This is a genomic window from Pseudomonas sp. NY15356, from assembly GCF_048068175.1.
Lineage (GTDB): Bacteria > Pseudomonadota > Gammaproteobacteria > Pseudomonadales > Pseudomonadaceae > Aquipseudomonas > Aquipseudomonas putida_K.
This window is the reverse complement of record NZ_JBLUPW010000002.1, coordinates 24,580-42,410: the sequence shown is the minus strand read 5'-3', so window position 1 is coordinate 42,410 and position 17,831 is coordinate 24,580. Positions and strand designations below refer to the sequence as shown.

13 protein-coding genes are annotated in these 17,831 nt (G+C 62.6%); 5 read left to right on the top strand and 8 right to left on the bottom strand.

What is annotated here, in order from left to right; all coding sequences use genetic code 11:
- Positions 1 to 3: 3 nt before the first annotated feature.
- The 3 genes from ACNFCI_RS02870 (at position 4) to ACNFCI_RS02860 (ending at position 2,280) form a co-directional block, all read left to right on the top strand.
- Entirely contained in the window at positions 4 to 975 is a 972-nt protein-coding gene (locus tag ACNFCI_RS02870) for an XdhC family protein (protein WP_368829283.1), read from the top strand.
- On the top strand, positions 972 to 1,538 hold the full coding sequence (locus ACNFCI_RS02865; protein ID WP_084858836.1) for a nucleotidyltransferase family protein: 567 nt from the start codon (positions 972 to 974) through the stop codon (positions 1,536 to 1,538). The genes ACNFCI_RS02870 and ACNFCI_RS02865 overlap by 4 nt, the downstream gene beginning before the upstream one ends.
- A gap of 121 nt (positions 1,539 to 1,659) precedes the next feature.
- Entirely contained in the window at positions 1,660 to 2,280 is a 621-nt protein-coding gene (locus ACNFCI_RS02860; protein ID WP_368829282.1) for a LysE family translocator, read from the top strand.
- 103 nt (positions 2,281 to 2,383) lie between these two features.
- Here the strand turns inward: ACNFCI_RS02860 and ACNFCI_RS02855 are convergent, their stop codons facing one another.
- The 6 genes from ACNFCI_RS02855 to ACNFCI_RS02830 all read right to left on the bottom strand — a co-directional run bounded on the left by ACNFCI_RS02855 (position 2,384) and on the right by ACNFCI_RS02830 (position 9,649).
- The gene (locus ACNFCI_RS02855) at positions 2,384 to 4,246 is read right to left on the bottom strand and encodes a type VI secretion system tip protein VgrG (RefSeq protein WP_368829281.1); all 1,863 of its coding nucleotides are present in this window, start codon (positions 4,244 to 4,246) and stop codon (positions 2,384 to 2,386) included.
- Positions 4,247 to 4,291: 45 nt separating this feature from the next.
- The gene (locus ACNFCI_RS02850) at positions 4,292 to 4,996 is read right to left on the bottom strand and encodes a hypothetical protein (RefSeq protein WP_324816640.1); all 705 of its coding nucleotides are present in this window, start codon (positions 4,994 to 4,996) and stop codon (positions 4,292 to 4,294) included.
- Between the two features lies 1 nt (position 4,997).
- Complete coding sequence (locus tag ACNFCI_RS02845; RefSeq protein ID WP_368829280.1) at positions 4,998 to 6,020, bottom strand: hypothetical protein; 1,023 nt, start codon at positions 6,018 to 6,020, stop codon at positions 4,998 to 5,000.
- Positions 6,021 to 6,377: 357 nt separating this feature from the next.
- Positions 6,378 to 7,181, bottom strand: coding sequence for a 2,5-didehydrogluconate reductase DkgB (gene dkgB / locus ACNFCI_RS02840; protein ID WP_084858831.1), 804 nt, complete (start codon positions 7,179 to 7,181; stop codon positions 6,378 to 6,380).
- A 337-nt stretch (positions 7,182 to 7,518) separates the two neighbouring features.
- Entirely contained in the window at positions 7,519 to 8,013 is a 495-nt protein-coding gene (locus tag ACNFCI_RS02835; RefSeq protein WP_084858830.1) for a DUF934 domain-containing protein, read from the bottom strand.
- Positions 7,997 to 9,649, bottom strand: coding sequence for a nitrite/sulfite reductase (locus tag ACNFCI_RS02830; RefSeq protein ID WP_084858829.1), 1,653 nt, complete (start codon positions 9,647 to 9,649; stop codon positions 7,997 to 7,999). Before ACNFCI_RS02830 ends, ACNFCI_RS02835 begins: the two co-directional genes overlap by 17 nt.
- 216 nt (positions 9,650 to 9,865) lie before the next feature.
- Here ACNFCI_RS02830 and ACNFCI_RS02825 point away from each other — a divergent pair, with 216 nt between their 5' ends.
- The gene (locus ACNFCI_RS02825; RefSeq protein WP_368829279.1) at positions 9,866 to 10,945 is read left to right on the top strand and encodes an ABC transporter substrate-binding protein; all 1,080 of its coding nucleotides are present in this window, start codon (positions 9,866 to 9,868) and stop codon (positions 10,943 to 10,945) included.
- Between the two features lie 265 nt (positions 10,946 to 11,210).
- Here the strand turns inward: ACNFCI_RS02825 and ACNFCI_RS02820 are convergent, their stop codons facing one another.
- The gene (locus tag ACNFCI_RS02820; protein WP_084858827.1) at positions 11,211 to 11,429 is read right to left on the bottom strand and encodes a DUF2970 domain-containing protein; all 219 of its coding nucleotides are present in this window, start codon (positions 11,427 to 11,429) and stop codon (positions 11,211 to 11,213) included.
- A gap of 164 nt (positions 11,430 to 11,593) precedes the next feature.
- Entirely contained in the window at positions 11,594 to 15,301 is a 3,708-nt protein-coding gene (gene metH, locus ACNFCI_RS02815; RefSeq protein WP_368829278.1) for a methionine synthase, read from the bottom strand.
- Between the two features lie 175 nt (positions 15,302 to 15,476).
- Between metH and ACNFCI_RS02810 the strand changes: the two genes are divergently transcribed.
- Positions 15,477 to 17,777 (top strand): fatty acid cis/trans isomerase, encoded by a 2,301-nt coding sequence (locus ACNFCI_RS02810; protein ID WP_084858911.1) that lies wholly within the window; start codon positions 15,477 to 15,479, stop codon positions 17,775 to 17,777.
- Positions 17,778 to 17,831: the final 54 nt, after the last annotated feature.

The following is a 17,831-nucleotide window of genomic DNA, read 5'->3' as shown; positions in this document are numbered from 1 at the left end:
GCCGTGCAGCATCTTGACCTGCAAGTGGTGCGCCAGGCCTTGCAATGGTCTGACGCCGGCCAACGTGTATGGCTGTGCAGCGTGCTCTTCACCTACGGCTCGGCGCCTCGTGCGCCGGGCTCGCTGCTGGCGGTCAACGACCAAGGGCAATGGGTGGGATCGTTGTCCGGTGGTTGTGTCGAGGAGGATTTCCTCGCACGGGTCGCCGAAGGCGAGTTCGCAGAGCCTGCCACCGTGGTGCGCTATGGCGATGGCAGTGACACACGTTCCAATATCCGCCTGCCCTGCGGTGGCGTGTTGGATGTACTGGTGGAGAACCTGCCAGCCGATTGCCAGGTACAGGCGCATTTACGTGAGTTGGAGTCGGCGCTGCTTGGACAGCGCCGGCTGCTTCGCGAAGTGGACCTGCACGATGGCCAGCGTCGCCTGAGCGACGACCACAGCCAGGGCCCAAGGGTGGCCTACGACACCGATACCGTTCGCCTGCGGGTAGGTGCGGCCCAGCGCCTGCTGCTGGCGGGGTATTCCAGCGTCGCGCATTTCTGCGCCGAGTTCGGCAAGGGGTTGGGGTTCGAGGTCATCCTCTGCGACCCGCGTGACGAGGTGCTCGAAGGCGTGGTGCTCGAGGGCATCGAGGTCCGTCGCGAGCTGCCTTCGGTGTTCATCGCCAATGGCGGTTGCCATGGCGACACGGCGGTGGTGGCGCTGACCCATGACCCGAAGATCGATGACCTGGCGATGCTCGAGGCCGTGCGCACCGAGGCGTTCTATATCGGCGTGATGGGCTCGCGCACCACCTCGGACAAACGCCGTGAGCGCCTGCAGCGCATCGGAGGCCTGGACGAGGGGCAATTGGCCCGCATCCATGCGCCCATCGGGTTGAACCTGGGCAGCAAGACACCTGCGGAAATCGCCTTGGCGGTACTCGCCGACATTCTGCGGACCCGTAGCGGCATCGCCCGCGAGGCGCTGTGACGGTCGTTGCGTTGGTCCTGGCGGCCGGACGCAGTGCGCGCTTTGGCGGTGACAAGCGTCGTGCTGTCCTGGCACAGGGTACCCGCGTGCTGGTGCAGAGCGTCGAACATGCTTTGGCGGTGTTCGGTGAGGTCAGGGTGGTGCTGCGGCCAGGTGAGGTGGCGCAGGACCTGGGGCTGCCAGCTGCCTGCCAGGTGGTGCACAGCCCTGATGCCGCCCTTGGCATGGGTCATAGCCTGGCGGCTGGGGTTGCCTCGCTCGGCGACAGCCCGGCAGAGGCGGTTGCCATCCTGCTGGGCGATATGCCTTGGATCGCTCCTTCAACGTTGCGCCAGTTGGCCGATGCCGCCTCGGCGGACAGCATCCGGTTGCCCCGTTACCAGGGCCAGCCAGGGCACCCGGTATTGTTTGGCCGTGCCTTCTGGCCACAGCTGATGCAACTGACGGGCGACGAAGGCGCACGGGCGGTAGTCCGGGCGCACCGGGCGCATTGCGCTTGGGTGGATGTGGAGGATGCGGGCGTGCTGCGCGACGTGGACACGCCGCAAGGGCTGCTGGACTGACCTCAAGGGCACGGACCTTGTAGGCGCGGGGGGCCGCCAAGTGTATCCGGCGCGCTCAGGCACTTTCACAGCAACCTGTGGACCTGCTAACGTGCGCAGGACCCCGTCGAGGCCCGTTTCTATGTCCATCGCAGACAACCTGATCGCCTTCACGTTCGCTGCCACGCTGCTGACCGTGACCCCAGGCCTGGACACCGCGCTTATCCTGAGAACGGCCACGGTAGAGAACAGGGCCCAGGCGTTGCGCGCAGCATTGGGCATCAATGCCGGCTGCCTGCTCTGGGGCGCGGCTGTCGCCTTCGGCCTGGGGGCACTGATCGCGGTCTCGGAACTGGCCTACAACCTGCTCAAGTATTGCGGCGCCGCCTACCTGTCATTCCTGGGCCTGAACATGCTGCTGCGCCCGCGCCAGGCGTTGTCACCAGGCAGAGCGCAGGGAGGGCCTGGTACCAATTGGTTCCTCAAGGGCATGCTGGGCAACCTGCTCAATCCCAAGGTCGGGATCTTCTACGTATCGTTCCTGCCGCAGTTCATTCCCCACGGGCAGCCATTGGTTGCCTGGACCTTCGGCCTGGTCGGCATCCATGTCATGCTCGGCCTGCTCTGGGCGATCTTCCTGATCGCCGCGACACAGCCGCTGGCTGCTGCACTGCGCCGTGGGCCGGTGATCAAGTGGATGGACCGTGCCACCGGCCTGGTGTTCGTGGCATTTGCCGCCCGCCTGGCCCTGAGTCGGCGTTAACCGGCGCCACCTTCAGCTGGGCAGTGCTCGATGGCTGGGCCGGTGGTATGCGTACGGCCTACATGGCGTATCGTCGATAGCGTACGCAAGGCGGTTCGGCGAGTCATTGGTTCAGCTTGATGGGTTGCCCTTCGATGCGGGTTTCCCCTGTGCTCTGGCTATGGATGGCGTCGGCCTTGAGCGTGATGGCCTGGGGTGTGAGGGTCAGGCTGCTGTTGCCGACGCGCAGGGTGATATGGGTGTTGGCCTGGATCTCGACATGCTTTTGCGTGACCGCCAGGGAATAGGCGCCTTGCATGATGGTCACCTCCGCATCCTGCTGGACGGTCTGGTACTGGTTACCACCGACGGCGATGCTGCGGTTGTTGCCGACGCTATGGGTCTCGTCCAGTTCCACCTCGGTGTCCAGGCAGCGTTCGGCGTGCACGAGCAGTTGCTCGGCGCCTTGTTTGTCGTCGAAACGGATGAAATTGGCCGCGTCGGAGCCGCTCTTGGTGGAGCGGGTGAGGAACCCGCTTTGGGTCTTGTTCTGTGGCAGAGACCACGGTGGCATGTTCTGGCTGTTGTAGAGGCTGCCGGTGACCAGGGGGCGGTCGGGATTGCCCTCGAGAAAGGAGACCACCACTTCGTCACCGACCCTGGGGATCTGGATGCTGCCGAAGCCGCCACTGGCCCAGGCCTGGGCGACACGCACCCAGCAGGAGCTGTTGTCGTCGTGCTGGCCGTAGCGGTCCCAGTGGAACTGCAGCTTCACCCGGCCGAGGCTGTCGGTGAAGATCTCCTCGCCGGGCGGGCCGACCACGATGGCGGTCTGTGGTCCATGCAGCAGTGGGCGCTCGGTAGTGGGCTGGGGGCGGTAGGGGATCTTGCTGCGGATGCAGGTGAAATGGTTGCGGTAGTAGGCCACGGCACTCTTGGCATGACGGTAGTTGTTGGCGCCTTCGTGGCGCAGCGCCAGGAGCAGGAAGCGCCGGTCATCGGGGCTGTCCTGGTCATGTTCGTAATGGTGTTGCAGCTCGAAGGTATGGCCTGTGCGCATGGCGCGGCAGTTGCTGCTGCCTGCGAAGACCTTGGCCTGCACCTCGAGGGCTTCCAGGCGGTTGCGCACCAGGCGTTCGCCCGCGTCATAGTCGCCATGGGTGTACTGGCCTGGGAAGTCGAAGATCTCGAAAGGCGCCACATCGCCTTGCTGGTTGAGGCTGTCCATGACTACCGGCAGCGCGTTACGCGGTTGCTTGTAGTCGAAGGTTTGTACCGCCATGCGACTGGACTGCAACTGGCGTGACCCGCTCCAGTGGGTGATGGCGTCGGCGGTCTCGGTGACCGATGTGCTGTGGAAACGAATCCTGGGCTGTTCGGGCACGGCGGTGAGCAAGGTGGAGTTGTCGCCTATCACCAGCGTGTGCTGTTCATGGCTGTGTTCGAAATAGTAGAACAGGCCTTCCTGGTCCAGCAGGCGCTGGACGAAGTTGAAGTCGCTCTCGCGGTACTGGGTGATGTAGCTGTGGGTCTTGAGCGGCCGGGTGAGGTTGAACTGGACGCTGGGCAGGGAGCCGTAGCCGGCGAACACCTGGGTAAGCACCTGCTCGACGGTCTGGTCCTGGAAGATACGTGAATCGAAGCGCCGGCTGAGCATCCAGAGCCAGGGCACCAAGGTCGCCGAATAATAGGCCAGGCCCCCGTCGCTGCCGCCGCTGGCGAAATCGTTGACATAGCCATGGATCAACCGCGCGCCGCCCTCGGCCAGCTCGATCTCCAGCAGGGCCGGCTTGCCGATCAGTGACTTGAGTTCGATATGCGCGTCCTGGCTGATCAGCGACAGGTCGTAGTGGAACAGTGTGGAAAGGCCTTCATTGCCGGCGAAGGTATCGACCAGCAGTTCCTGGTCGGCAGAGAGCGGCGTGGTCAGTTTGATCAGCCTTCGGTTCTGCGGGGCGAAGAGGGCGGCGATGTCTTCCATTAGCATGTCGTTTCTCCTGAGTAGCGGCGCGGGCCGATTGAAGGCACTGACCTATCGTTGCCTGCTGACGAGGTTGTTGAAAGCGATGAACAGGCGTGCGGCCCAAGAACGGGCGCGTATGGCTTGGATTTCTTCGAGGTTGGAGAAGGTGTAGCGCACGCCCTTGCGGCGTTCTTCTGCACGTAGGTGGGCTAGGCCGGCTACTGTGCGCCAGATGCTTATGATCACAATCGAAGGTAGGATTATGCACATCACAAGCGTCGCGGTGGGATATTCAGTCAACAACGGGCCAACAGCGCCACTGCTAAGAGTAGAAAGACCAGCCCAAACTGGAGAAACATAGTGGCTTCGGCGAGAAGTGACATGAACTCTTCCATCGCGTATCTCGTAAGGCAAAGTTTTCAATTTTAAACGGGAAGCTAGGACGTAAGTCATCCCGGTCAGAAGCTGTGCAGCGAAAAACAACAAAAAGCCTAGAAACCATCCCCACCTTGCGGAGGCGAGAGTGTAGGTATACGTGCCAAATATGAAGACGAACATAGAGAACAAATAGATTATGAGCTGCACGCAAAAATAACTATAACTATCACTTACATAAGCACACTGGCTTCTCGTCCAAAGTATGAAAGCAGAAGCAATTAGAGCAGGTGCAAGCAGCCACTCGGACTCCATGCAGGCAAGGAGCAGACAAGCGACTGTAAACATCATGCCGTAGCGAGTAGCCTTGAAAACTTCATAGGCCTCCGAAAATGGCATTTCACATCCTGCCTCTTGTTAGCCAATCACCATATTTTTTGTCTAGCCCGCGCTCGAGGAATATCTCTTGAGCTATTGTGCTAGCTATGAAAGACATGCCGATTACAATTACTAATGGGGCCCCAATTGAGCTAAGCGCTACCGTAGCCAACACGCCCCCAGCAAAGGCCGCTGCATTGGCGGATTGGCTATACGCAGACCGCTCCCAGAACTCACCTAATGACTGGGAAGCCCTGGCATCGATAACGGCTTGTGGGCCGAACGACAATAGAGCACCCACTGCATTGCTTGAAATAATCTTCGCGAATCCCTGCGAGCCATAGTTTCGTGGATCAAGCCCCACGCGACTGTTCAGCAATCGTTGAGTCTGGTGGACTGGCATGTGGAGATTGTTCCCCGCCCGCAACGACCTGATGTTGTAATAGGCCGCCCCCTTCATCACTGGGACCTGGAACTTGAGTGCACCGCCCACGTGCACCAATTTAATCCGGCGCTGAAACGACTTGCGGGCCGAGCGGCTGCCTGCACGCCCGCGCTCCGCGGCCCAGGCCTTGAGGTCTTTCTTCAGAGGTTCGGGCAGGTCCAGCAGGTCGATCAAGCGCTTGGTGTTCGACGCCGCATACACCAGGTGGATGACAGTGCCCAGCGTACTGGGGAGGCTGGCGGGAGAGAACCAGAGCGGCCCTATGGTCGGGATCGACTCGGCGCGTTCGCGCAAGGCTTCCAGCTCCTGGACAGTATTCCGGCCGGCGTTTTCCAGCCTGGCAAACAGGCTGAGCAGGAGTGTAAGCGACTCCTGGGCCTCGTCTGCCGACATCTCAGCGTCGGGCATCGCTAGTTCATTGGCCAGGAACATCGCTGCACTGTAGTCGTCGGTGTTATACCAGCCTTCGATGTCGATCAATGATGGGAAGGCTCGAGCGGCGACCAGTTCAGGCCAGGGCAATTCGCCTTTGCCGAGTAGGCCGCGGGGGTTTTCGCCCCAGGGATTGGTGCGTGTGCAAAGCGGGGGTATGTAATACATGGTCTGCATTCCTTACTGTGCATGTTGATACATGCCCTGCGTCCTGCAGGAGTGGGTCAGTGGTGTGCAGAGAAGTAGAAAATAGCGAGGAACTTCAGTCAATGAACTACACGTTGTTTTTGACTGGGTAAATTTTAATTGCGTATTTCGAAATGTAGGACGTTAATTGGCTTGTTGTAGGAATGGTCTTTGTTGTTGGTTTTGTTGCGCGTGGTGCTTGCCGTTTTTAAAAGGGTAGTGTTTGGGGATGGGGGTATAAGGGGCTAATTTGCAGCCCATCGCGGCACAAGGCCGCTACAGACCCATCGCGGCCTTGTGCCGCGATGGGGGGCGAAGCGACCCCAAGCTGTGGGGTGGTCAGTCCCAGGTCGGCGCCAGGCCGTCGGGGCTGACTTCACGGCCATTGCGCTCGAGCGTGGCGATACGTGCCATGTCTTCGTCGTCCAGGCGCAGGTTGCGGGCGAGCAGGTTGCTGGCCAGGTTCTCCGGCTTGGTGGAGGACGGGATGACCGCGTAACCCAATTGCAGGGCCCAGGCCAGGGCAACTTGTGCCACGGTGGCCTTGTGTTTGGCGGCGATCTCGGCCAGCAGCGGGTCCTTGAGCACCTTGCCGTAGGCCAGGGTCATGTAGGAAGTCACTGCAATGCCTTGCGCCTTCAGGAAGGCGGTCAGCTTGGCATTCTGCAGGTACGGGCTGAGCTCGATCTGGTTGGTCGCGATCTCGCCTTCGCCAACCACTTCGATGGCCTGACGGGTCAGCTCGATATTGAAGTTGGAGACGCCGATCTGGCGGGTCAGGCCTTGTTTCTTGGCTTCGGCCAGGGCGGTCATGTATTCGACCAGTTCGACGCCATTACCCGGCGCCGGCCAGTGGATCAGCAGCAGGTCGACATAGTCGGTGCGAAGCTTGGCCAGGCTTTCGCGCAGGCTGGGGATCAGCTTATCGGCCGCGTAGTTGTCGACCCAGATCTTGGTGGTAATGAACAGCTCGCTACGGGGCACGCCGCTTTCGGCGATGGCCTGGCCGACGTCGGCTTCGTTGCCGTAGATCTGCGCGGTGTCGATGACGCGGTAGCCCAGCTCCAGTGCGGACTTGACCGAGTCGATGACGGCCTGGCCGGTAAGGCGGAAGGTGCCGAGGCCGAAGGATGGAATGCTCATGGATCTGCTCCTGGTGAGTGAGGGGGAACCGAACCGAGCTTGGTCGCTGGGATTCGATCGCTCTTCGTGTGGGATGCAGTGTGCGGGTTTCGGGGGGATAGATTAAGGCAGGGCAGGGCCAAGGTCATTTGATTCACGATCAAGAATCAACAATCAAGTCGTGATTTTGTTGCAGGGAAATCGGCTTATCCAGTGCCGGCCTCTTCGCGGGTAAACCCGCTCCCACAAGGATCGCGTTACGCCCAAGACAATACAATAGCTGTTACCGCAAAAGGACCGACACAGAAAACGAAACGGCCCGCCATAGAGGCGGGCCGTCTGGCATCGCAGGCGACGATCAGCGACGACGGAACAGCGGCAGCGGCTCGTCGGTGGCGCCCTGGTAGGTCACCGAGAAGTCCTTCAGACCTTGCAGCGCGTCTTCCGGGTCCTTATCGGCGCGGATGGCGAAGGCGTCGAAGCCGCAGCGGGCCATGTAGAACAGCTGGTCGCGCAGCACGTCGCCGATGGCGCGCAGTTCACCCTTGAACTTGTAGCGGTCACGCAGCAGGCGCGCATTGGAATAGTTGCGCCCGTCTGTGAACGCGGGGAAGTTCAAGGCAATGACCTGGAAGTGCTGCACGTCGTCACCGATTTCCTCGGCTTCCTCGTCGCTGTCCAGCCATATGCCCAGGCCGCCGTCGCGGGCCTTGAGGGCATGGGCATGGTCGCGCCACATCTGCAGGGGGACGATGTAGTCGTCACAGTTGGTCAGCTCGTCGAACGAAGTGTCCTTGGGCAACAGGTGCCAGGTTTCGTCGACCAGTTGGTTGTTCTTAATGATTCGCTGCATAGACGCGTTCCTTGAAAGGGTCGATACCGATGCGCTGGTAGGTGTCGATGAAGCGTTCTTCCTCGGTACGTTGTTCTACGTACACGTCGATCAGCTTCTCGATCACGTCGGCCATTTCGTCCTGAGCGAAGGATGGGCCGAGGATCTTGCCCAGGCTGGCATCGCGCGCGGCATTGCCGCCCAGGGAAACCTGGTAGAACTCCTCGCCCTTCTTGTCCACGCCGAGGATGCCGATGTGGCCGACGTGGTGGTGACCGCAGGCGTTCATGCAACCGGAGATGTTCAGGTCGATCTCGCCGATGTCGAACAGGTAGTCCAGGTCGTCGAAGCGGCGCTGGATGGACTCGGCGATCGGGATCGACTTGGCGTTGGCCAGGGAGCAGTAGTCGCCGCCCGGGCAGCAGATGATGTCGGTCAACAGGCCAACGTTCGGCGTGGCGAAGCCCAGCTCGCGCAGTTCCAGCCACAGGGCGTGCAGCTGGCGCTGCTCGACATCGGCGAGGATGATGTTCTGCTCGTGGGACGTACGCAGGAAGCCGAAGCTGTAGCGCTCGGCGAGGTCGGCCACGGCGTCGAGCTGCTTGTCGCTGATGTCGCCCGGGGCGACGCCGGTGGGCTTGAGCGACAGGGTGACGGCCACATAGCCAGGTTTCTTGTGGGCGCGGGTGTTGCGCGCACGCCAGCGGGCGAAGCCTGGGTAGTCCTGGTCCAGCGAGGTGTAATCAACGTTGTCCAAGGCCAGGTAGGCCGGGTCGACGAAGTGGCGCGACACGCGCTGCAGTTCCGCTTCGGTCAGGGTGGTCGGGCCGCCGCGCAGGTGGACCATCTCGGCCTCGACCTTCTCGGCGAACACTTCAGGCGTCAGGGCCTTGACCAGGATCTTGATCCGCGCCTTGTACTTGTTGTCACGGCGACCGTAACGGTTGTACACGCGCAGGATGGCATCCAGGTAGCTGATCAGATCCTGCCAGGGCAGGAACTCATTGATGAACGAGCCCACCACTGGGGTACGGCCCAGGCCGCCGCCGACCAGGACACGGAAGCCCAGCTCGCCAGCCTCGTTGTACACAGGCTCCAGGCCGATGTCGTGCACTTCGATGGCCGCGCGGTCTTCTTTCGAGCCATTGATGGCAATCTTGAACTTGCGCGGCAGGTAGGCGAACTCCGGGTGGAAGGTGGTCCACTGGCGGACGATCTCGCACCACGGGCGGGGGTCGATCACCTCGTCGGCGGCAACGCCGGCGAACTGGTCGGTGGTGGTGTTGCGCAGGCAGTTGCCGCTGGTCTGGATCGCGTGCATCTGCACGGTGGCCAGCTCGGCCAGGATATCCGGGATGTCTTCCAGCGCCGGCCAGTTGTACTGCACGTTCTGGCGGGTACTGATGTGGGCGTAGCCCTTGTCGTAGTCGCGGGCGATCTTGGCCAGCACGCGGACCTGACGGGCGTTGAGCTGGCCATACGGCACGGCGACCCGCAGCATCGGGGCGAAACGCTGGATATAAAGGCCGTTCTGCAGGCGCAGAGGGCGGAATTCTTCTTCGCTCAGCTCACCGGCCAGGTAGCGGCGGGTCTGATCCCGGAACTGCTTGACGCGGTCCTCGATGATCCGCTGGTCGTACTCGTCGTATACGTACATATAAGTCCTGTCTCAGGCTGCAGGCAGCAATTCGCGCGCACGGCCGCGCACTCCGCATCGGAGCCGGGGCACGATATCAGGTTGTGTTTATGCGCTAAAGTGATGTTTTTGCATATGAAAAGAACCAATTGGACTAAGTGAGACTGACTGCCATTTGCTCGCGCAATCGCTGGGTCTGTTTATAATTCCGGGTTTGCTTCGCAGGGATGTATTCGCATGCTCAAGGCCTTGTGCCGGGGCTTGTGCCTGAGCCTGCCCCTGGCAGCGGCGAGCGCACAGGCCGCCTCCGTGGTATTCCTCAACCCCGGCTATTCCAATGAAACGTTCTGGGTGGGCTATTCGCGCTTCATGCAGGCGGCGGCCGATGAATTGGGCATGGACCTGCAGATCGAATACAGCGAGCGGCGGACTGACCTCGCTTTGACCCAGGCCAAGGCCGTGCTGGCAGGCCCCCGGCGGCCCGATTACCTGGTGCTGGTCAACGAACAGTACCTGGCCCCTGAAATCATCCGTCTGTCCCGAGGCCTTGGGGTCAAGCTGTTCCTGGTCAACAACGGCTTGACCCTGGCTCAGGCGCAGAGCGTCCAGGCCCAGCCGGACAAGTATGCGCCTTTGCTCGGCACCCTGACCGGCAACGATGAGCAGGCCGGGTACCAAATGTTGCGGGAGATGGTCGCGCTGTTACCGCCAGGTGCCAGCCCGGTGGACCTGGTGGCGTTCGCCGGGGTCAAGACCACGCCGGCGTCGCAGTTGCGCGAGCAGGGTATGCGCCGCGCCCTGGCCGACCTTCCCCAGGTGCGCCTGCGCCAGGTGGTCTACGGCGGCTGGAGCCGCCAGCGTGCCTACGAGCAGGCCCAGGTGCTGCAGGCGCGTTACCCGCGCACGCAACTGGTGTGGTCGGCCAACGACGAGATGGCCTTCGGGGCCATGCAGGCCTTCGAGGAGGCGGGGCGCAAGCCTGGCCGGGACGTGATCTTCAGTGCTATCAACAGCTCGCCCGAGGCCCTGCGCGCCCGTATCGAAGGGCGCCTGGGGGTGCTGATGGGCGGGCATTTCACCTTGGGCGGCTGGGCCATGGTGATGCTTCACGATGACGCCCAGGGGCTGGCGATCAACCGTGATGGGCTGGCCGAGCACAACATTCCGGTGCTGCAATTGATCGACCAGGCCAAGGCGCGGCGTTGGCTCGACCTGCTGCAGCAGGACGACCTGGGCGTCGATTTTCGCCGTTACAGCGCCCAGGGCCGCCCGGTCGACTTTCACTACCCTTTCCTGGCGTCGCCCGTCGAGTATTGAAAACCCTGCTTGAGGGAAGGGCATTGCTGGTCTTAACTGCTGGTTGAAGTGCATTCCCATAACCACTACAAGAGGCAATGCAATGGGAAATTCGACCAAGTTGCGCAAAGCTGACAGCAGTGTCGACGCCTGGGCGATCCTCTGCCTGATCATCCTCGTCGTCGTGGCCGCCGTGTATTGGGTCAGCCACCAGTAACGCCGAACCTAAGACCATGGGCAAAACCAGAACCGCCCGCGGAAGGGATATCCGCGGGCGGCATGCGTTCTAGCGAGCGGTCAGGTGCAGGGCCAGTTGTACCAGGCCCACCAGCACGAGGATGAAAACCAGGGTGAACAAGGTGCCCAGCACGATGAAGTGGCTGGCCTTGCCGTGGGTGAAGTCGCGGGCGCGGTTCTTGCCGCTTTGCACGCCGAAGGCAGCGGCGAGGATGCTTTGCAGCATCTGCCAGAAGGTGGGGGCTTTGCCTGGGTCTTTGTCGTCCATGAAGGGCTCCTTGAAACAGAGGCAATCAGGGACAGTGTAGACAGGTGTATGGGGGCTGCCTTGCAGCCCTTTCGCGGCACAAGGCCGCTCCTACAAGGCTGGCGCATCCTCCTGTAGAGCGGCCTTGTGCCGCGAACGGGCCGCAAAACGGCCCCCGTACACGATCAGCTGTCGTAACCCAGGTTAGGCGCCAGCCAGCGCTCGCTCACGCTGACGTCCTGCCCCTTGCGCACGCTGTAGCGCTCGATCTGGTCCTTGTCGACCTTGCCCACGGCGAAATACTGGGCCTGAGGATGGGCAAAGTACCAGCCGCTCACGGCCGCCGCCGGGAACATGGCGAAGTGCTCGGTCAGGTATACGCCGCTCGGGCCGGTCTGGCCGATGGCGGTGCCATCGAGCAGGCGGAATAGCGTGGCCTTCTCGGTATGGTCCGGGCAGGCCGGATACCCCGGGGCAGGGCGGATGCCGCTGTACTGCTCCTTGATCAGCGCCTCGTTGTCCAACTGCTCGTCCTTGGCATAGCCCCAGTACTGCTTGCGCACTTGCTCGTGCAGCCATTCGGCGCAGGCCTCTGCGAGGCGGTCGGCCAGGGCCTTGACCATGATCGAGTTGTAGTCGTCGCCCTTGTCCTGGTAGGCCTTGGCCACTTCCTCGGCGCCGATGCCGGCGGTGGTGATGAAGCCGCCGACATAGTCGGTCAGGCCGCTGTCCTTGGGCGCGACGAAGTCGGCCAGGGAGAAGTTGGGCTTGCCGTCCGGCTTGATGGTCTGCTGGCGCAGGTGGTGCAGGGTGGCCAGTTTCTCGCCGTTGTCACCGTACACCTCGATGTCATCATGGGCGACCTGGTTGGCTGGCCAGAAGCCGAACACTGCCCGGGCACTGATCAGCTTCTCGTCGATCAGCTTGTCGAGCATCTCGCGGGCGTCCTTGTACAGCGCCGTGGCGGCTTCGCCGACCACTTCGTCGGTGAGGATGCGCGGGAACTTGCCGGCCAGGTCCCAGGAGATGAAGAACGGTGTCCAGTCGATGTATTCGGCCAGCACGCGCAGGTCGATGTCTTCCAGCACCTTGACGCCGGTGAAGGAGGGCACCGCCGGGGTGTAGCCAGCCCAGTCGTATTGCGGCTTGGCGGCGATGGCCTGGTCGTAGCCCAGGCGTTCGGTCCGGGCGCTGCGGTTGGCGGTGCGCTCGCGCACTTCCACGTATTCCTGGCGGGTCTTCTCGACGAAGGCCGGCTTGAGTTCCTTGGACAACAGCTGGGTGGCCACGCCCACCGCGCGCGAGGCGTCGGTGACGTAGACCACGGCGTCATTGCTGTACTTGGGCTCGATCTTGACGGCAGTGTGTGCCTTGGATGTGGTGGCGCCGCCGATCATCAGCGGCAGGTCGAAGCCTTGGCGCTGCATCTCGCGGGCGACATGGACCATCTCGTCCAGCGATGGGGTGATCAGGCCGGAGAGGCCGATGATGTCGCAGTTCTGCTCGCGGGCGGTCTGCAGGATCTTCTCGGCGGGCACCATCACGCCCAGGTCGACGATGTCGTAGCCGTTGCAACCGAGCACCACGCCGACGATGTTCTTGCCGATGTCGTGCACATCGCCCTTGACCGTGGCCATGAGGATCTTGCCCTTGGCCTCGGGGGTGTCGCCTTTCTCGGCCTCGATGAAGGGGATCAGGTGGGCCACGGCCTGCTTCATCACCCGGGCGGACTTGACCACTTGGGGCAGGAACATCTTGCCGGCGCCGAACAGGTCGCCGACCACGTTCATGCCGCTCATCAGCGGCCCTTCGATGACCTCGATGGGGCGCGCGCACTGTTGGCGGCACTCCTCGGTGTCCTCGACGATGAAGGCGGTGATGCCCTTGACCAACGCGTGCTCAAGACGCTTTTCCACCGGCAGCGTGCGCCATTCTTCGTTTTCCACTTCCTTGGCCGCGCCGCCGCCCTTGTAGTCGTCGGCGATGGCCAGCAGGGCGTCGGTGCCGTGCGGGGTGCGGTTGAGCACCACGTCCTCGACCTTCTCGCGCAGCGCGGCGGGGATCTCGTCGTAGATCTCCAGCTGGCCGGCGTTGACGATGCCCATGGTCAGGCCGTTCTTGATGGCGTGGTAGAGGAATACCGAGTGGATCGCCTCGCGCACCGGGTTGTTGCCGCGGAAGGAGAACGACACGTTGGACACGCCGCCGCTCGACAAGGCGAATGGCAGATGGTCGCGAATGTAGGCGCAGGCCTCGATGAAGTCCACGGCATAGTTGTTGTGTTCCTCGATCCCGGTGGCCACGGCGAAGATGTTCGGGTCGAAGATGATGTCTTCTGGTGGGAAGCCCACTTCATTGACCAGGATGTCGTAGCTGCGCTGGCAGATTTCCTTCTTGCGCGCGGCGGTGTCGGCCTGGCCGACTTCGTCGAACGCCATCACCACTACCGCGGCGCCATAGCGCTTGCACAGGCGGGCGTGATGCTTGAACTGCTCGACGCCTTCCTTCATCGAGATCGAGTTGACGATGCCCTTGCCCTGGATGCACTTGAGGCCCGCTTCGATCACCTCCCACTTGGAGGAGTCGATCATGATCGGCACCCGGGAGATGTCCGGCTCGCCGGCGATCAGGTTGAGGAAACGGACCATGGCAGCCTTCGAATCGAGCATGCCTTCGTCCATGTTGATGTCGATCACCTGGGCGCCGGCCTCGACCTGCTGCAGGGCCACTTCCAGGGCTTCGGTGTAGTTCTCTTCACGGATCAGCCGGGCGAACTTGGCGGAGCCGGTGATGTTGGTGCGCTCGCCGACGTTGACGAACAGCGACTGGCGATCGATGGTGAATGGCTCCAGGCCCGACAAGCGGCAGGCCTTGGGGATGTCCGGGATCTGACGGGGCTTGTACTTGGCCACGGCCTCGGCGATGGCCTGGATGTGCGGTGGGGTGGTGCCGCAGCAGCCGCCGATGATATTGAGGAAGCCGCTGGCGGCGAACTCCTCGACCACCGCGGCCATTTCCGCCGGGGTTTCGTCGTATTCGCCGAAGGCGTTGGGCAGGCCGGCATTGGGGTGGGCCGAGACGTGGGTGTCGGCCTTGGTGGCCAGCTCTTCCAGGTACGGGCGCAGGTCCTTGGCGCCCAGGGCGCAGTTCAGGCCCACCGAGATCGGCTTGGCGTGGCGCACCGAGTTCCAGAACGCCTCGGTGGTCTGCCCGGACAGGGTGCGGCCGGAGGCATCGGTGATGGTGCCGGAGATCATGATCGGCAGCTCGACGCCGTCTTCCTCGAACACCTGCTGCACGGCGAAGATCGCTGCCTTGGCGTTGAGGGTGTCGAAGATGGTCTCGATCAGCAGCAGGTCGGCGCCGCCCTCGATCAGGCCACGGGTGGCCTCGGTGTAGTTCTTCACCAGCTCGTCGAAGGTGACGTTGCGGTAGCCTGGGTCGTTGACGTCCGGCGAGATCGAGCAGGTGCGGCTGGTCGGGCCGAGCACACCGGCGACGAAACGGGGTTTGTCCGGGGTTTCCAGGGTCTTGGCGTCGGCGACCTGGCGGGCGATGCGCGCACCTTCGACGTTCAGTTCGTACACCAGCGCTTCCATGCCGTAGTCGGCCTGGGAAATTTGCGTGGCGTTGAAGGTGTTGGTCTCGAGGATATCGGCGCCGGCGTCGAGGTAGGCCTTCTCGATCGAGGCGATGACATCGGGGCGGGTGAGCAACAGCAAATCGTTGTTGCCCTTGACGTCGCTTGGCCAATCGGCGAAGCGCGTGCCACGATAGTCGTGTTCCTCCAGACGGTAGCTTTGGATCATAGTACCCATGCCGCCGTCGAGGATCAGTATGCGCTCCTTGAGTGCGTGCTGGAGTGCTTGGAAACGAGCGCTGCGGTCGGACATAGGAACTACCTGGTCGGGCAAATTTCGGAAGGTGCTGAATAATAACAAAGCTGCACGGATTTTAGACGTGTTGGCCATTTGCATGAATTTGCTTCATGTTGATGGGCACGTAGCAAGCACCCAGGGACCGGACAGGCAAATCGTGATGGCTTTCAAGAACCAGGACATTCGGCACATGGTGCATCGTTTACTTGCTGGCGCCTTCGCCCTGCTCATCAGTGGCGTGGCGGCCGGGCAAGCCCCCCAATCGAGCTCGGCGATTTCGTACACCCGGGACATCCAACCTATCTTCACCGAGAAATGCGTGGCCTGCCATGCATGCAACGACGCGGCCTGCCAGCTCAAGCTGGAAAGCCCCGAAGGCGCGGTGCGCGGCGCGTCCAAGACGCCGGTGTACCAAGGCGAGCGCAGCAAGGCCGTGCCGACCACGCGCCTGTTCTACGATGCCCACAGCGAGGAGGCCTGGCGCAAGAAGGGTTTCTATTCGGTACTCGACAACCAGGGCAGCCAGGCGGCCTTGATGGCGCGCATGCTCGAGCTGGGTCACCGTACACCGCTCACGCCCAATGCCAAGCTGCCCGAGGAGATCGTCCTGGGCCTGAACCGCAACAACATGTGCCCCTTGCCCCAGGAGTTCGATGCCTACGCCGGCGCCCACCCGAAGGAGGGCATGCCGCTGGCGGTCACCGGCCTGACCGATACCGAGTACCAGACGATGCAACGCTGGCTGGCTGCCGGTGCGCCGGTCGAATACCAGCCGATCCAGCCAAGCCCGGCCGAGGCCAGGCAGATCGCCGAATGGGAAGAGCTGTTCAACCGCCCCGGCTCCACCGAGGCGCTGGTCGGCCGTTGGCTGTACGAGCACCTGTTCCTGGCGCACATCCATTTCGTTGGCGGTGAGCCAGGCCACTTCTTCCAGTGGGTGCGTTCGCGCACGCCCAGCGGCCAGCCGGTCGACCTGATCGCCACGCGCCGCCCCAACGACCCGCCGGGCACCGATTTCTACTATCGCCTGGTTCCGGTGCAGGGCGTGATCGTGCACAAGACCCACATCACCTACCCGATGGGCCCGCAGAAGCTAAAGCGGGTCAAGCAGCTGTTCTACAGCGGCGACTGGCACGCCACCGCCTTGCCCGGCTACGGCCCGCGCCACCGCTCCAACCCGTTCGAGACCTTCGAAGCGATCCCGGCGGTGGCGCGCTACCAGTTCATGCTGGATAACGCCGAGTACTTCGTGCGCACCTTCATCCGCGGCCCGGTGTGCCGTGGGCAGATCGCCACCGATGTGATCCGGGACAACTTCTGGGCGCTGTTCCAGGAGCCGGCGCACGACCGTTATGTCACCGATGCCCAGTACCGCGGCGAGGCCACGCCATTGCTGGCGATGCCCGGGCAGATCGACGACGTGGGCAGCGTGCTGAGCCTCTGGCACGCCTACCGCGACAAGCGCAACGAGTACGAGAAGCTGCGCCGCAAGGCTTATGCCGACATGCCGGCACCAGGCTGGTCTACCTTGTGGGCCGGCAACGACAACGCGTTGCTGACCATCTTCCGCCACTTCGACAGCGCTGCAGTGAGCAAGGGCCTGATCGGTGACGTGCCGCTGACCATCTGGCTGTTCGACTACCCGTTGTTCGAGCGTACCTATTACCAGCTGGCGGTGAACTTCGACGTATTCGGCAACGTTTCGCACCAGTTGCAGACGCGCCTGTACTTCGACCTGATCCGCAACGGCGCCGAGGTCAACTTCCTGCGCCTGATGCCGGCCGACCAACGTGGCGCGATCCTCGGCGACTGGTACCAGAACAGTGGCAAGGTGAAGATGTGGCTGGACTACGAGGACATCGACACCAGCACCCCGAGCGGCCTGGTGCTCGATACCAAGAACCCCAAGCGTGACTTTGGCCTGAAGCTGCTGCAGCGTACCGGCAGCCTCAATGCTGCCCCTGACCCGATCAACCGCTGCCAGGGCGCCCACTGCTCGCGCGCGCAGATGAGCGCCGAGTTCCAGGACGCCGAGCAGAGCCTCAGCCGCTTGGTATCGCGCCCGGCCGCTGGGCTCAAGGTGATCGGCCAGTTGCCGGAGGCGACCATGCTGCGCATCGAAGGGCAGGGCGGCCAGCGTCAGGTCTACAGCCTGCTGCGCAACCGTGCCCACAGCAACGTGGCCTTCCTGCTGGGCGAAGCCTACCGCTACCAGCCAGGGCTGGACACCCTGACGCTGTACCCTGGCGTGCTCAGCAGCTACCCGAACTTCATCTTCAATATCCCCACCCGGGATGTGCCGGAGTTCGTCGAAGACATGGAGGCAGCCCGCGACGATACCGCCAAGTTCGAACGGATCGTCCAGCGTTGGGGCATACGCCGCAGCCACCCGCAGTTCTGGCGCTACTTCCATGACCTGAACACCTTCATCAAGGAGACCGAGCCGGTGGAGGCGGGGGTGCTGGACATGAATCGCTACGAGAACCTTTGATCGATTGCCGGGGAGGGCGCCTGACCTTTCCCGGCTTTTCGCAGTCGGACCCCT

Bases quoted from the DNA above. Each gene is read 5' to 3' on its own strand.
- metH (WP_368829278.1), bottom strand. From the start codon at position 15,301: ATGTCCGACCGCAGCGCTCGTTTCCAAGCACTCCAGCACGCACTCAAG.
- dkgB (WP_084858831.1), bottom strand. From the start codon at position 7,181: ATGAGCATTCCATCCTTCGGCCTCGGCACCTTCCGCCTTACCGGCCAG.
- ACNFCI_RS02825 (WP_368829279.1), top strand. From the start codon at position 9,866: ATGCTCAAGGCCTTGTGCCGGGGCTTGTGCCTGAGCCTGCCCCTGGCA.
- ACNFCI_RS02835 (WP_084858830.1), bottom strand. From the start codon at position 8,013: ATGCAGCGAATCATTAAGAACAACCAACTGGTCGACGAAACCTGGCAC.
- ACNFCI_RS02860 (WP_368829282.1), top strand. From the start codon at position 1,660: ATGTCCATCGCAGACAACCTGATCGCCTTCACGTTCGCTGCCACGCTG.
- ACNFCI_RS02830 (WP_084858829.1), bottom strand. From the start codon at position 9,649: ATGTACGTATACGACGAGTACGACCAGCGGATCATCGAGGACCGCGTC.
- ACNFCI_RS02810 (WP_084858911.1), top strand. From the start codon at position 15,477: ATGGTGCATCGTTTACTTGCTGGCGCCTTCGCCCTGCTCATCAGTGGC.
- ACNFCI_RS02845 (WP_368829280.1), bottom strand. From the start codon at position 6,020: ATGTATTACATACCCCCGCTTTGCACACGCACCAATCCCTGGGGCGAA.
- ACNFCI_RS02855 (WP_368829281.1), bottom strand. From the start codon at position 4,246: ATGCTAATGGAAGACATCGCCGCCCTCTTCGCCCCGCAGAACCGAAGG.
- ACNFCI_RS02820 (WP_084858827.1), bottom strand. From the start codon at position 11,429: ATGGACGACAAAGACCCAGGCAAAGCCCCCACCTTCTGGCAGATGCTG.
- ACNFCI_RS02850 (WP_324816640.1), bottom strand. From the start codon at position 4,996: ATGCCATTTTCGGAGGCCTATGAAGTTTTCAAGGCTACTCGCTACGGC.